10 protein-coding genes and 1 tRNA gene are annotated in these 14,282 nt (G+C 42.0%); 3 read left to right on the forward strand and 8 right to left on the reverse strand.

What is annotated here, in order from left to right:
- Positions 1-89: 89 nt before the first annotated feature.
- Entirely contained in the window at positions 90-1,148 is a 1,059-nt protein-coding gene (locus tag F947_RS09480) for an RNA-guided endonuclease InsQ/TnpB family protein (protein WP_004974945.1), read from the reverse strand.
- A 74-nt stretch (positions 1,149-1,222) separates the two neighbouring features.
- Positions 1,223-1,978, reverse strand: a complete 756-nt coding sequence (locus F947_RS09485; protein ID WP_004974948.1) for a DUF4303 domain-containing protein — start codon at positions 1,976-1,978, stop codon at positions 1,223-1,225.
- Between the two features lie 176 nt (positions 1,979-2,154).
- On the opposite strand from F947_RS09485, the gene F947_RS09490 reads away from it, so the two are divergent.
- On the forward strand, positions 2,155-3,105 hold the full coding sequence (locus F947_RS09490; RefSeq protein WP_004974949.1) for a sensor domain-containing diguanylate cyclase: 951 nt from the start codon (positions 2,155-2,157) through the stop codon (positions 3,103-3,105).
- Between the two features lie 93 nt (positions 3,106-3,198).
- Here the strand turns inward: F947_RS09490 and F947_RS09495 are convergent, their stop codons facing one another.
- The 3 genes from F947_RS09495 to queA are packed head-to-tail and all read right to left on the reverse strand — an operon-like array spanning position 3,199 to position 5,879.
- Complete coding sequence (locus F947_RS09495) at positions 3,199-3,765, reverse strand: LemA family protein (protein WP_004974950.1); 567 nt, start codon at positions 3,763-3,765, stop codon at positions 3,199-3,201.
- 22 nt (positions 3,766-3,787) lie between these two features.
- The gene (locus F947_RS09500) at positions 3,788-4,816 is read right to left on the reverse strand and encodes a hypothetical protein (protein WP_004974951.1); all 1,029 of its coding nucleotides are present in this window, start codon (positions 4,814-4,816) and stop codon (positions 3,788-3,790) included.
- 25 nt (positions 4,817-4,841) lie between these two features.
- The gene (queA, locus tag F947_RS09505; protein ID WP_004974955.1) at positions 4,842-5,879 is read right to left on the reverse strand and encodes a tRNA preQ1(34) S-adenosylmethionine ribosyltransferase-isomerase QueA; all 1,038 of its coding nucleotides are present in this window, start codon (positions 5,877-5,879) and stop codon (positions 4,842-4,844) included.
- Between the two features lie 177 nt (positions 5,880-6,056).
- On the opposite strand from queA, the gene F947_RS09510 reads away from it, so the two are divergent.
- Positions 6,057-6,143, forward strand: a tRNA-Leu gene (locus F947_RS09510).
- Positions 6,144-6,436: 293 nt separating this feature from the next.
- Here the strand turns inward: F947_RS09510 and F947_RS09515 are convergent.
- A complete protein-coding gene (locus F947_RS09515) occupies positions 6,437-8,668 on the reverse strand; it encodes an NADP-dependent isocitrate dehydrogenase (RefSeq protein ID WP_004974956.1) in 2,232 nt (743 codons plus the stop codon).
- An 815-nt stretch (positions 8,669-9,483) separates the two neighbouring features.
- On the opposite strand from F947_RS09515, the gene F947_RS09520 reads away from it, so the two are divergent.
- Positions 9,484-10,752 (forward strand): sensor histidine kinase, encoded by a 1,269-nt coding sequence (locus tag F947_RS09520; protein WP_004974961.1) that lies wholly within the window; start codon positions 9,484-9,486, stop codon positions 10,750-10,752.
- 96 nt (positions 10,753-10,848) lie between these two features.
- Here the strand turns inward: F947_RS09520 and F947_RS09525 are convergent, their stop codons facing one another.
- Entirely contained in the window at positions 10,849-12,285 is a 1,437-nt protein-coding gene (locus tag F947_RS09525; RefSeq protein WP_004974963.1) for an efflux transporter outer membrane subunit, read from the reverse strand.
- A 22-nt stretch (positions 12,286-12,307) separates the two neighbouring features.
- Entirely contained in the window at positions 12,308-14,281 is a 1,974-nt protein-coding gene (locus tag F947_RS09530) for a MacB family efflux pump subunit (RefSeq protein WP_004974965.1), read from the reverse strand.
- Between the last annotated feature and the right edge of the window lies 1 nt (position 14,282).

Raw genomic sequence — 14,282 nt, forward strand, 5'->3', positions numbered from 1 at the left:
TTTCACCTTGTTCATGATTGTCCATTGCAGCAACGTGCTGAATTAAACGCTGAATATATAAATTACTGTCATTGACATCCTCACCTCCCTTAAACGGAGGTGATTCCTACAGCTAGACGCTTATGCCCAAGCGCAAGAATGTTCATGGCACTATTTAAGTCCCTATCGTGAGTGACACCACACTCACATGACCATTCTCTTATTCCAAGACCTGTCCTACCTCTCGGACTACTTGAGGTGATCTCACCGCAGCACGAACAGATTTGGGTGGTATAGGCTTCATTGACTTCTTCAAACATTACCCCTGCGTTCTCGCATTTATACTTGAGCATTGTTTTTAGTGCTGAAAACCCTGTATCTAAAACAGACTTTGCCATTTTAGTTTTTACAAGCTTTTTGGCACTTAAGTCACCTACAATTATGAGTGCATTATTTTTAACAAGTAATGTACTTGCCTTATGCAAATGGTCTTTACGGCAATTTGCAATCTTGGCGTGTAATGCACGAACACGCTTCTTATTCCTGGCTCTCTGAGCAATACATAATTTCTGCTCATATTTTCGATAGAATTTTGGATTTGAAATTACAGTGCCATCAGAACAGGTGGCAATATCTTTTAAGCCTAGATCAATACCAATCGATTTGGTTGCTGTCGATTTATCTTGCTTAGGCGATTCAACAACAAGACATACATACCAACGCCCACGGCTATCCTCTACAAATGAACCTGTTTTTAACGTGTATTTGCTTAAACCGTAGCTATCCCAAAGCTTAAATTGGTGTTTTCCATACTGGACATATCCATTGGCATATTTGATAGCCAACTTTTTAAAGGGAACCCATCCCAAAGAGCGCCTTGCTGATTTTTTATTGCTGACACGCCATTTCAGCTTTGCCTTTTTAAATTGCTTTCTTCGGGTGACTAATTCTTCAGTTACAGCCTGAATGGTTTGACTATGTAAATTACATTCTTTGGATGTGCCTTTGGTGTATTGAGCAATATCAAATGCAGATAGAAACTCACCTTTTCTTTTTAGGTGCTTAAAACTTAAATCATTCACATAATTCCAAACAAAGTTCACCTCAGATGCTAATTTAATCAGCACCTTTGCGTGTTTGTCTTTTATGCGGAGTTTAAGTGTTTTCATGTGCTTATTTTAACAATAATATTTTAAGTAATGAACAACAAAGATATTTAATACGACATTCCATGTCGTATGGCTTACGCCAGTCGCTTATATCCTCGTGCTGAACCACGAGGTTTTACGCTCCAAGTGATAAAACTCGGTTCTAATGTGAGCAAATAGGCTTCATGTGCAATGCTCAAATAATCATACGGTTCCACTTCTAAAAGTTGTGCCAGATCAATCAGCAAGTCTTTATCCACTTGTTGTAGTTTGAGCTTGGGTTGTGCGGTGGATTGTTCCATCGTGGTTTGAGGCGCTTTGTTGTGCAGGAATTCATCGAGCAAAGCACTTGGAGCGTTTAGAAATTGCGCTGAGTGGATTTCTACATCGACCTGTTTGGGCACATGAATAAAAAACAGAATTTGGCTTAAATCTAAGCCATAAGCGCCCGATAAAGATTGTTTAGCCTGCTGAAATATATCCAGTAAAAGTTCAAGATGGTTGTATTGCAGCGTGTCATTGGAATTCAGCAGAGGATTGCCATAGATATGTCGCTGTTTAAAATAATCTGCAAAAATATTTTTAAATTGATGCAGACCGCTAGAATTGTTGGCTTGAGTGCGATAACGCCATTTTTCTATATTCCATTTATTTACTTCAGATAAATATTGTGCTTCATCTTCCTGTTCATTAAACAGGCTGCGTTGGCTTGAAACAGCTAAATAATCGACCCCAAGATATTCATTAAAGACCAGTACACAGGCATAAATTTGGTCTTGTTCATATTGCTCATAGAGTTGGAAAAACTCTTGAATGAGGGTGTTTTTCAGGTTCTGAATATGTTCTAACATTTTATCGGCTTACTTTTTATTTTGGGATTTATGTTTTGAGCAATTGTTGTTTATATTTTGCTCAACCTCATGATTGTGTCAAAGCTGAGAAAAATGTCAATAAGACAAAACAAATTGTAGTCAAAGCTCACTTAAGTTGTTAAATTGTAATTAAAATCAATTCATAGAGGTGGGCTATGAGTGAATTAAACAGTGCACTAAAAGAAGACCAATTCTATAAAACACTTTTGGAAACCACGAATGCAATTCCGTGGCAGATTAACTGGAAAACCAAAGCTTTTAGCTATATTGGCCCACAAATTGAGTCTTTACTGGGTTGGACGCAAGACAGCTGGAAAACTGCACAAGATTGGATTGATCGGATGCATCCTGAAGATCGGGACAAGACCGTGAATATGTGTGTGAGTCTGTCCGATCAAGGCACAGACCACGAAGCGGATTATCGTGCCTTAACCGCTACAGGAGATTATGTCTGGATTCGTGATGTGGTGCATGTGATTCGTGAAAATAACGAAACTGTGGCGATTATTGGGTTTATGTTTGATATTTCTGCGCGTAAACAAATGGAGTTGGAACTCGAAGCGTTGAGTCGCAAAAATCTGGCTTTGAGCTTACAAGACCCGCTGACCTTGGTTGCCAATCGAAAGGCGCTCAGTGAGCGTATAGAAAACGAATTTAAACGTGCTGTGCGTCATCAACATGCATTGTCTCTCTTGTTTATCGACATCGACCATTTCAAGCCTTATAACGACAATTATGGACATTTACAGGGTGATCATTGTTTGATTAGTGTGGCGCAGTTGCTTAAACAACACTTTGCGCGTGCATCTGACTTTGTGGCTCGCTTTGGTGGTGAAGAGTTTGTGGTGCTATTGCCTGAAACACCATTGGCAGATGCTGTACAACTTGCTGAAAACTTTAGGCAGGCAGTATATGCGCTGGAAATTCCACATACCAAGACAGGGGAGATTACCCAAGTCACTGTGAGTATTGGTGTAAATAGCTATCATCAAAATCAGCAATATCACAATGTGGTCGATTTTCTGCATTCAGCCGATGAATTGTTGTATCTGGCAAAAAATAAGGGACGTAATCAGGTGCAGTACCTGACACAGTCATGTGTTTAGTTGAAATCTGAAAAAAACAGCAAGCTTCGTGCTTGCTGTTTTTATTTATGTATTGAAAAATAATTTTAAATGAGTGGCTTAGCATTCAATGGCTTAAAAGTTTGGACGATAATCAAAACTTTGTGCTGCACCGTTGTCCCGAAAGGCACGCACAGGCTTTTTCGCTGTGGTTGCAGTGTTGATCATGTTGTTGGGAAAGACCTGAATATAGTTATTAAACAACTCGACATTGCGGTTATAAATAGTAATCGCAGCACCGACATTTTCGTTCTGCTCATCAATTTCATGCATCATTTTTAAATACAATTGGTCGGCTTTGAGTTCAGGATAATTTTCGACCACCACATTCAAGCTGCGCATCAATTCTTTGCTCAAGGCTTCAACACGTTGTAATTGGCTGACATCGGCATTGTTGATGTTTAGGTTCATAATATTTTGGCGCAGTTCAGTCACTTTTTCTAAAGTGCCTTTTTCCATACCTGCATATTGTTCGACCACTGGCGCAAGTTCTTCAAGCGTTTTTAACTTCTGTCGTTCAAAACTGGTCACATCTGCCCAAGCGCGGATGGTGGCGTTGTGGTGGCGTACGATGTTGTTACGAATCATGATGCCCAGCATCACCAAGATGATGACAACCAAAAGAAAAATTGCGATACCCATGTTTTGCCCCAAGATGATTTTCTTAGTCCAGAAAATCAACCAAATCTGTCTGTAATTGTTCTAAATAAGGTAATTTAAAAGTGCGTAAGTGTCCACGCAATGCGGAAATATCTTGAATATTTTTTGCTTTACTGGAAATTTCAAACAGGTTGCGATTGCCTAAAAAACAGAGCGTGTTCCGCTCAGGGTGAAATAACAAATCACCTTGCTGATGCTGAAAAAAATCATCCAGTTTTAACACCATTGCAGGGCTGAGCGTACGCGCCAGTTGAATTGCATCACTGCCAAAAAAGTTGAGTTTTTGATTCAGGCGAATGTCACTGGTATGCCACGGCACATGATAAGGCGCACCAAAGGTTTTATTGTTTGAGGTAACGGCTAAACCTTGTAGCTGCACATCAAAGACAAATACGCCCGATAAATGTCGCACCACTTCACGTACTTTGTAGTCATTGCCATTTTGATCTTTAATGCGGGTTTCACTGACATAGCGATATTCAAATACCAAAACCTGATGCTGCTTGCCTTGTTGATCTTGCCAAACTGTACTGGCGTAGCGGCGAATTTCATTGGACAGATTCCCCAAATTAAATAAAGGGAACAGACTTTTTAAATGGGCAATCAAATAAACGGGTTGTAGGGTTCGGGCAAGATGTTGCGGTGGTTGCTGCCATGCCAGTTGATAGCGTTGAGCAATGCTTTCTTGTTCTAAAAAAGTGATGACTTCTTCAATGGGGTCGTCTTGTTCATAGGTAATAAATGCCCAGAAGATACAGCCTAACCCAATCAGCAAGCAGAATTGCAGCCAAATATTACTCGGTTGAATCAAGAGCAATAAACAGAACAACACACCTATAATGCCAAGCAGGACAGGCAAAACATTTTCAAACTTGAGGGTGATGTCATCTTGCCAAGGGTGCAAGCCATCCAAAATATCTTGATGGCTTTGCGCTTTTTTTCCAATATCCCATAACCGCGCGATATTACGAAATACCCGCTGATTCTTCTTGCGTCGAATATGAATGGAGTGTTGCACGGTATCGAGCGGCATGGCGGTTTCTTTTACAGTTTGAAAATTAAGTCTGAGCTTGATCAATCAGCATGGCATCGCCATAGCTAAAGAAACGATAGCGTTCCGCCACAGCATGTTGATACGCCTGCATGACACTTTCACGGCTTGAAAGCGCAGATACCAACATTAATAAGGTGGATTCAGGCAAGTGGAAATTGGTAATCAAACGATCCACCACTTTAAACTGATAACCTGGGTAAATAAAAATTTGCGTATCACCCGACCACGCTGCAAGTTTGCCTGCATGGGCTTGGGCAGCACTTTCCACGGCACGGGTGGCAGTTGTGCCCACTGAAATAACTTTGTTGCCTCGTGCTTTGGTTTCACGAATCAGCGCTACGGCAGCTTCAGAAACTTCACACCATTCACTGTGCATGATGTGATTGGCAATATCATCGGTACGTACAGGCAGGAATGTACCTGCGCCCACGTGCAAGGTCACAAAGGTTTTTTGAATGCCTTTATCTGCTAGCTGTTGCAGTAAGGCTTCATCAAAGTGCAAGCTGGCAGTGGGTGCGGCAACACTAGCGAGTTTTGTTGGGTCGTTAAATACGGTTTGATAACGCTCGGTATCAATCGCTTCTGCTTCGCGGTTAAAGTAGGGTGGAATCGGCAACTGACCGTAGGCATCCAATACGTCTAAAATAGGCTGCGAAAACTCGACAATAAATAAGTTTTCATGGCGACCTTGTACGGTCACTTTTACAGCATCAGGCCCAATAAACAGTTCTGCACCTGCTTTTGGTGAGTTGCTGGCTTTAATATGGCAATGGGCAATAAATTGATCTTGCAGACGTTCTACCAAGACTTCCACTGCACCGCCTGTGGCACGTTTACCTTTAAGACGCGCTTTCATGACTTTGGTATCGTTAAGTACCAGTAAATCGCCCGCTTCGAGTAAATTCAGTAAGTCGGTAAATTGATGGTCATGATACTGACCTTGAGCATCAAGATGCAGCAGACGAGAGGCGCTACGACTTGCTAGTGGGTAACGAGCAATGAGTTCATCGGGGAGATTAAAATTAAAGTCAGAAAGCTGCATGATAAAAACAAGTTAGAACACTGGGAAAACTGCGCCTAGTATATGCTTTTTTAGGTTTTATGGATGAAATTGGTCGATTATAAATCAAAAAAATGACAGCTGATTTAATTTTAAACAATTGCAAAAAACTTGCGTTGACAAGCTGTCAAAAAAGTTTATTATACCCATCAACACCTACCCGAGGTGGTGAAATTGGTAGACGCGGCGGACTCAAAATCCGCTGTCAGAGATGACGTGTCGGTTCGAGTCCGACCCTCGGGACCATATAAAGGAAAAGCCCTCAAGCATATTAAGACTTGGGGGCTTTTTTTATTGTCTGAACTTTATCCAATGATTTGAATATCCTTAAGTTTTTATATGAAGATTGTCGTTTGCTTCAATTTAACTTTTGGGACTCATGGATAAGAATGGGTATACAGAATAAGAAATAAAGATATATGTGAAGATATAGCTCACCTATTCAGTCTTTATCAATTTACTGCCAACAAAAAACCAGTGCTTTCACACTGGTTTTTTGTAGAACAGGCACTGAATCGTATCAGTGCGATGTCATCGCATTAAATAGTTTCAAGTGCAGCATTGAATGTTGCGCTTGGACGCATTACTGCATTCACTTTAGCTTGATCTACTGCGTAGTAACCACCGATATCAACCGATTTACCTTGTACTTCCGCAAGTTCAGCAACAATTTTGTCTTCGTTTGCAGCTAAAGCTTGTGCAAGTGGTGCAAACTTCGCTTTCAACTCAGCATCTTCATCTTGAGCAGCAAGTGCTTCTGCCCAGAATTTTGCCAAGTAGAAGTGGCTGCCACGGTTGTCCAGTTCGCCAGTACGACGTGATGGAGACTTGTCGTTGTCCAGTAATTTGCTGGTCGCTTGATCAAGAGTTGATGCAAGTAATTTCGCACGAGTATTATCTTCTTTAATACCCATTTCTTCTAAAGAAGCAGCAAGCGCAAGGAACTCACCTAATGAATCCCAACGTAAGTGGTTTTCTTCAACAAGTTGTTGTACGTGTTTAGGCGCAGAACCACCCGCACCAGTTTCGTACATACCACCACCCGCCATTAACGGAACGATAGATAACATTTTCGCAGAAGTACCAAGCTCCATAATTGGGAACAAGTCAGTGAGGTAGTCACGTAAGATGTTACCTGTTACAGAAATGGTGTCTAAACCACGCGCAACACGCTCAAGTGTATAACGCATGGCACGAACTTGTGACATGATTTGAATATCTAAACCAGTCGTGTCGTGATCTTTTAAGTATTTTTGAACTTTCTTGATCACTTCGTTTTCGTGTGGACGGTACGGGTCTAACCAGAAAATTGCTGGCATACCAGAGTTACGTGCACGTGTTACTGCAAGTTTAACCCAGTCGCGAATAGGTGCATCTTTCACCTGACACATACGCCAGATGTCGCCTTCTTCTACGTTTTGAGTCATCAACACTTCACCCGTGTCAATGTCGGTGATGTTTGCAACACCTGCAGCAGGAACTTCAAAAGTCTTGTCGTGTGAGCCGTATTCTTCAGCTTTTTGCGCCATCAAACCTACGTTTGGCACAGTACCCATCGTACGTGGGTCGAAGTTACCATTCCACTTACAGAAATTGATCATTTCTTGGTAAATACGCGCGAAAGTAGATTCAGGCATTACTGCTTTACAGTCGTAAGGTTTACCGTCAGCACCCCACATTTTACCGCCACCACGAATCATTGCAGGCATAGAAGCATCTACAATTACGTCGTTTGGAGAGTGGAAGTTGGTGATGCCTTTTGCAGAATCCACCATTGCAAGTGCAGGGCGGTGTTCTTGGCATGCGTGTAAATCTTCGATGATTTCTTCACGTAAAGAAGTTGGTAAGGTTTCGATCTTTTCATAAAGACCTGCCATACCGTTGTTGACGTTAATGCCAAGTTCTTCAAACAATTTACCGTGTTTTTCAAACGCTTCTTTATAGTAAATTTTCACACAGTGACCGAATACAATCGGGTGTGAAACTTTCATCATGGTCGCTTTTACGTGTAAAGAGAACAAAATGCCTGCTTCTTTACAATCATCCAATTCTTTTTCATAGAAGTCGCAAAGCGCTTTCTTGCTCATGAACATAGAATCGATGATTTCGCCATCAAGTAACGCTACTTTTTCTTTCAATACAATGGTTTCACCAGAATGAGTGATGAGTTCCATTTTTACGTTACGTGCGCGGTCAAGCGTCATTGATTTTTCGCCATGGTAGAAGTCACCTTCATCCATGTGTGAAACGTGAGTTTGTGACCATTGCTTCCATTCACCCATAGAGTGAGGGTGTTTTTTTGCATAGTTTTTCACTGCAGCAGGTGCACGACGGTCAGAGTTACCTTCACGTAATACAGGGTTTACTGCTGAACCTAAGCATTTACCAAAACGAGCGAGTAAAGCTTTCTCTTCTTCAGTATCCGCATTTTCAGGATAGTCAGGAATTGCATAGCCTTTTGCTTGTAATTCCTTGATACATGCAATTAACTGAGCAACTGAAGCACTGATGTTCGGAAGTTTGATGATATTGGTATCTGGATCTTGCGTGAGACGTCCAAGCTCTGCGAGGTTGTCGGCTACCTTCTGTTCTTCGCTTAGGTATTCCGAGAATTCAGAGAGTACGCGTGCTGCTACAGAGATATCACTCTTGACAATCTCGATGCCAGCAGGCTTAGTAAAGGTCTCAATGATCGGCAGTAGAGAGTAGGTCGCCAACAATGGCGCCTCATCGGTCAGTGTGTAAATGATTTTTGACTTTCCACCAGCCATATATAGCCCCTTGCTTTGATTGAGTTTTTTAGGAGCGAGATGATGACTCAGCCCCTGCGAACCGATTTGCCTAATTTAACCTTGAGAGTATCGACTCTCAATGCATTTCAGTCAACGTAATTACAGTGATGACGCCATTTCGCTACGAAATGATGTGTCGCATTTGTGCGAGTCAAGACACGGCTTAATGTAAAAATGAGCCTATTTAAACCTAAAAATCGCCTTGAGTATTTAGTGTTGAAATACTAATCAAATCGTATGATGAAGATATGACATCAAAAATATATGTATATTTTATTATAAATTAACCAGTTGAGGGTTCGACTTAAGTCGAATGTTTGATAAATAACCGATGAAAATGATAGGTGGATATATTTATTCTATTTATTTTATATGTTTATCAATATGTTGCTTCTATTTTTTACAGTGTGATGCAATGTAAACTCTTGTATAGAAGTTGAGATTTTCTTCAAAAACGGAGGGAAATCTACAGATAAAAAGCCTGATTTATATTTTAAAAGTTTAGATCTATTTTATGGTCCAAATTTTACAAAAATAAGCGTATTTTTTAGCGGGTTTGTAGCACCGTTTGATCCATCAAAAATCATAATCAAGCGTGAGCTAAACCCTTGTTAATCCATAGATGAAAAAATCAAGTAGTAAAGAAGAAATGCCGAGTTGTTACGCAGTTTTTTAAATTAGTTTGAAAGCTTGTGTTTTGTGTTAAAGTTTGTAGGTTAACTCTGAATTCAGTGGATGAGTTTTGTAGACAAAATAATTCATAGGCGCGGCACACTTTAATTAACGAGGCAAAAATGAAAATACAGTTGCTGGAAATTGGTCCTGAAACGGAGCAACTCAGTGCTTGCACACTCTCGTTATTATTGGGTGTACATACGCCAAGTAACCAAATTGATGGTTTTTTGAAGTTTGCCCGTCAAATGCTGCAAGTAGATCATGCCATTTTGACTTTTAAAAATGAGCCGTACATCTGGTATTCCACCAATCAAGTTTTTAAAGCCTTTCGTGCCAACCCAAACGCACGGTTAGACGCTTTCTTTCAAGGTCAGCAACTGATTGAACCTCAACATCCTCAATATGCAAATTTTGTGCAGCACATCGCAAGTTTGGGGATAGAAGCCGCGCGCCTAATCGCACTGGATTTACTCAAAACCGATGGCGAGTCGATTGGGCAGTTGTTGTTATTTGATCATCGTGAAGAAGCGTTTAGTTTAGGTGCTTTGCCGACAGTGGCGGAGTTTGCTGCAGGTTTGGTGCGTTATATTGAATTAAAAGTTGATTATGCAAGCTTAAAAGAACTGTATGAACAGCAGTCTGCATTGAATTTTAGTAAAACCAAATTTTTCCAAATTATTGCGCATGATTTGCGCGCGCCATTTCATGGCTTATTGGGGTTTTCGGAAGTTTTAGCGCAAGAGCGCGAAACTTTGGATGATTCTAGTATTCAAAATATTGCCGACTATTTATTCGACACAGCACAATCGACCTATAACTTGCTAGAAAGTTTATTGAATTGGGCGATGGCAGAGGGTGGACGCTTTGTGTATCACCCAATTAATTTTGAGTTAAAGCAATCGACCAAAATTGTTTGCGATGTGTTGAAAAGTTTGGCAATCAAGAAAAATATTGAACTGATTGATCAAGTTGAAGAAGGCATTAAAGTTTATGCCGACATCAATATGATTACCTCGGTGATTCAAAATTTGGTGTCGAATGCGCTGAAATTTACCTTTACCGATGGCACAGGCAAAGTCATTTTACGTGCAGAGCAAACAGAAACCAGTGTGGATATTTATATTCAAGATACGGGTTTGGGCATGACTGCACAACAACTCGAAACGCTGTTCGAGCCTAAACTTACTGTTAGTTTTAAAGGCACTGCAGGTGAAAAGGGTATTGGTTTAGGTTTGGTGTTGTGTAAGCGTTTTGTCGATTTGAACCACGGGCAAATTGTGGTGGAATCGAAAGAAGGTGTGGGAACGACTTTTAAAGTCAGTTTGCCAATTGCGACCAGTAGCCATCAAGTATTAAGTAAAGAAGCGTTATTATCTGAGAAAACTTAATTTCAAAGTTTATATACAAAGCAAGCAAAAGCCTGTGGATGTTTAAAATCATCCACAGGCTTTTTTTATCGTGATCAATTTAGATCAACTCTTGCATTATTGAATGTTTTGAATCGGACTACCACCCAACGCTTGCAATAAAGTCACATAGGCGTTGTATTGGTTTTGCTTGGTCTGCAATAAACTTAAACGTGCATTGCGGGTGGTTTCTTGTGCATCTAGCAGGTTTTTTAAGGCAATCGCACCATGCCGATAACGCACCTCAGTTAAGCGTTCAGTTTTCTCTGCCAGTGCTAAATTGCGGCTTTGCAGCGCGACTTGTTGATTCAGCGCGGTTCGTGCTGACAGTGCATTTTCGACATCGGCAAAGGCTTTATATAAAGTTTGTCGATATTGCACAATGGCTTTTTCATATTCCAAAGCATTCACTTTTAGATCGCGCTGCATATCATTCCATTGCAAAAATGGCAGGGTTAAACCTGCACCTAAAGTGGCAATTGGGTTTTTTAGGGCATCGCTTAAAGAGGTATGCGCGCCTGTACCGACACCTGTACTGAGTGTGCCTGTAAGACTGATGGATGGGTAATAACTGGCTCGATTGGCATCTTTATTGGCCAAGGCTTTACGTAAACGTAATTCGGCTGCACGTAAGTCGGGACGACGTGACAGCAGTTCTGCAGGTAAGCCAGCAGTAATATTCGGTAAACGAACAGCGGCTAAACTCTGTGGTTCATTGATATTCAACATTTGCACAGGTTGATGCAGTAAAACTGCCAAGGCGGTGCGTGTTTCAACTTTTTGCTGTGCAATTTGGCTCAAGGTTGATTTTTGACTTTGCAGGGCTTGTTCGGCTTGGTTTAAATCCAATCCTGAAACTGCACCCGCGCGATATTGCGCACTGACCAATTGATACGTTTTTTGCGTACTGGCAAGGTTTTGTTGTGCGACAACATAGCGTTCATTTAAATAACCCAATTGCCAATATAAATTGGCAGTGGTTGCAATCAGGCTTTGTGCGGTGGCTTGTAAGTCTTGTTCGGTGGCTAAGGCTTCCCAACGTGCAGCTTCAGTCTGATTGGCAAGTTTACCGAATAAGTCCAATTCATAGCTCAGTCCGGGATAATTCAGCGAAATCCCACGCGCTGTATCACCATTGCCCTCTAAACTAAATTGATGCCCTGTAGAAATACCTGCATTGCCAATCCGGACACCTTGCTGACTTTGGCTTTGTTTTGCTTGTAATCTGGCTTGTTGTAAATTCAGTCCTGCAACCGCGAGGTCACTGTTACGCGCCAAGACTTGTTCAACCAATTGATTTAAAGCAGCATCGTGAAAGAGTGTCCACCAACGGTCTGTATTTAGTTGTGCAAGGACTTGCTGGCTTTTTTGCTGCTGCTCAAACTGTTGAGGAATATTTACAGCAGGTGCCTGATAAGGTGTTTTGACTACGGCTGCACAACCCACTAAGCTGCTGCCAAGAAAAAGCGCAGTGACGAGTTGGCTGAATTGTCGTGACTTCTGGTTAAATCGCATCATCATTCCTTACTCTAATTCCTTATTCTCTAGATAGCGCATCGACAGGGTTCAGTTGGGCAGCATTACGTGCAGGAATAAAACCGAACACAATTCCAATCAGGCTTGAACAGACAAAAGCGGCTACAATCGAGGTGGTGGAGTACGCCATTTGAAAGGTTCCACCTGCCACATGATTAATCAATTGCCCAATTCCGAGTGCGAGCAAGACGCCAAGTACACCGCCTAAAATACACACTAAAATGGCTTCAATTAAAAATTGCTGCAAAATATCGCTTTGTCGTGCGCCGACTGCCATGCGTACCCCAATTTCTTGGGTGCGTTCTGTGACAGAGACCAACATGATGTTCATTACGCCAATTCCACCGACCACCAGTGAAATCACTGCAATAGCAGAAACCAGTAAGGTCATGGTGGCGGTAGTTTGTTGGATGGTTTCACGGATACTGTCGGCATTTTGAGTAAATACATCCTGCGCACCATGACGCTGTACCAACAGACTTAGGATGGCATTTTCTGCTGCAGCACTTGGATATTCATCTTTGACTCGTACAATAATGCTGCGCACATGGCTTTGGCCAAGCATGCGGCTCATTACCGTAGAGTAGGGCAAATACACATTTAAGCTGTCGGCATTGCCCATCATGCTTTTTTGTTCTTCGACCACGCCAATAATACGGCTGGGTACGCTGCCCAATAAAATTACTTGCCCGACAGGGTTGCTGCCATCACTAAAAAATGTATTTTTGGTGTTGTGATCAATCACCACATCTTGCGCTTGTTCCAGCACGCTGTGTTTGTCAAAAGGCTGACCCGACTGGAAATTCATGCCGCGTACATAGAAAAAGTCTTCACTCACCCCATTGACTGTGGCAGAAGCCTCGGTGTCTTTAAAGCGTACCGTGACGTTGCTATTGACTGATGGGCTGACGCCATCCACATAAGGTTGTTCTGCCAAAGCATCGGCATCGGCAGGAATTAGGGTTTTAAGCTGAGATGAGCGCGAGGTATCACCAAAACCACGCCCTTGAAACACGGTGATGGTATTGGTGCCTAAACTGCTGATGTTTTCTAAAATTTGTTTCTGTGAACCATTGCCCAGTGCCACAACAGATACAACCGAAGCGATCCCGATAATAATCCCGAGCATGGTTAAAAAGGTGCGCATGCGATGTGCATTCATCGCCAGTAGCGCCATGCGGAAGGCTTCACCTAAACGATCAAATACAGAGCGCCAAGCTGAAGTTCTTTTTTGTGGCGGATGTTGCAAGGTTTGTTGAGTAATATCATCCTGATCGGCAGGTGTGTTGGGCTGATCAGAAATAATAAGCCCATCACTGATTTCAATAATCCGTGTGGCATTTTTAGCGACATTATGGTCATGTGTGACCAAGATGATGGTGTGACCTTTGGCATTCAGCTCACGCAAAATCCGCATCACTTCAATACCGCTATTCTTGTCGAGTGCACCTGTGGGTTCATCGGCAAGAATCACATCGCCACCATTCATCAAGGCACGTGCAATGGATACACGTTGTTGTTGCCCACCTGAAAGCTGACTTGGGCGGTTTTGGGTTTTATCGGCTAGACCTAAATCACTGAGCAGCGCAGTTGCGCGAGTTTGTCGTTCTTCAACATCGGCACCTGCATAAATTGCAGGCACTTCGACGTTGCTCGCAGCGCTTAAATCACCCAATAAGTGATAGCGCTGGAAAATAAAACCAAAATATTCACGACGTAGCTGTGCCAGTTCATCGGCTTCAAGTTGTCGGGTTTCACGTCCTTTGACTTTATAGCTGCCAGTGGTGGGTTGATCCAGACAGCCCAAAATATTCATGAGGGTGGATTTTCCTGAACCTGACTGACCCACAATTGCAACCAATTCACCTGGGTAAATCTTCAGATCAATACCTTTGAGAATCTGTACTGTAGATTCACCCGCAGGGAATTCACGGGTCAGATTGGTGACCTCTAACAGAGGTTGTGACTGACTCATC

It is taken from the genome of Acinetobacter towneri DSM 14962 = CIP 107472 (assembly GCF_000368785.1).
Lineage (GTDB): Bacteria > Pseudomonadota > Gammaproteobacteria > Pseudomonadales > Moraxellaceae > Acinetobacter > Acinetobacter towneri.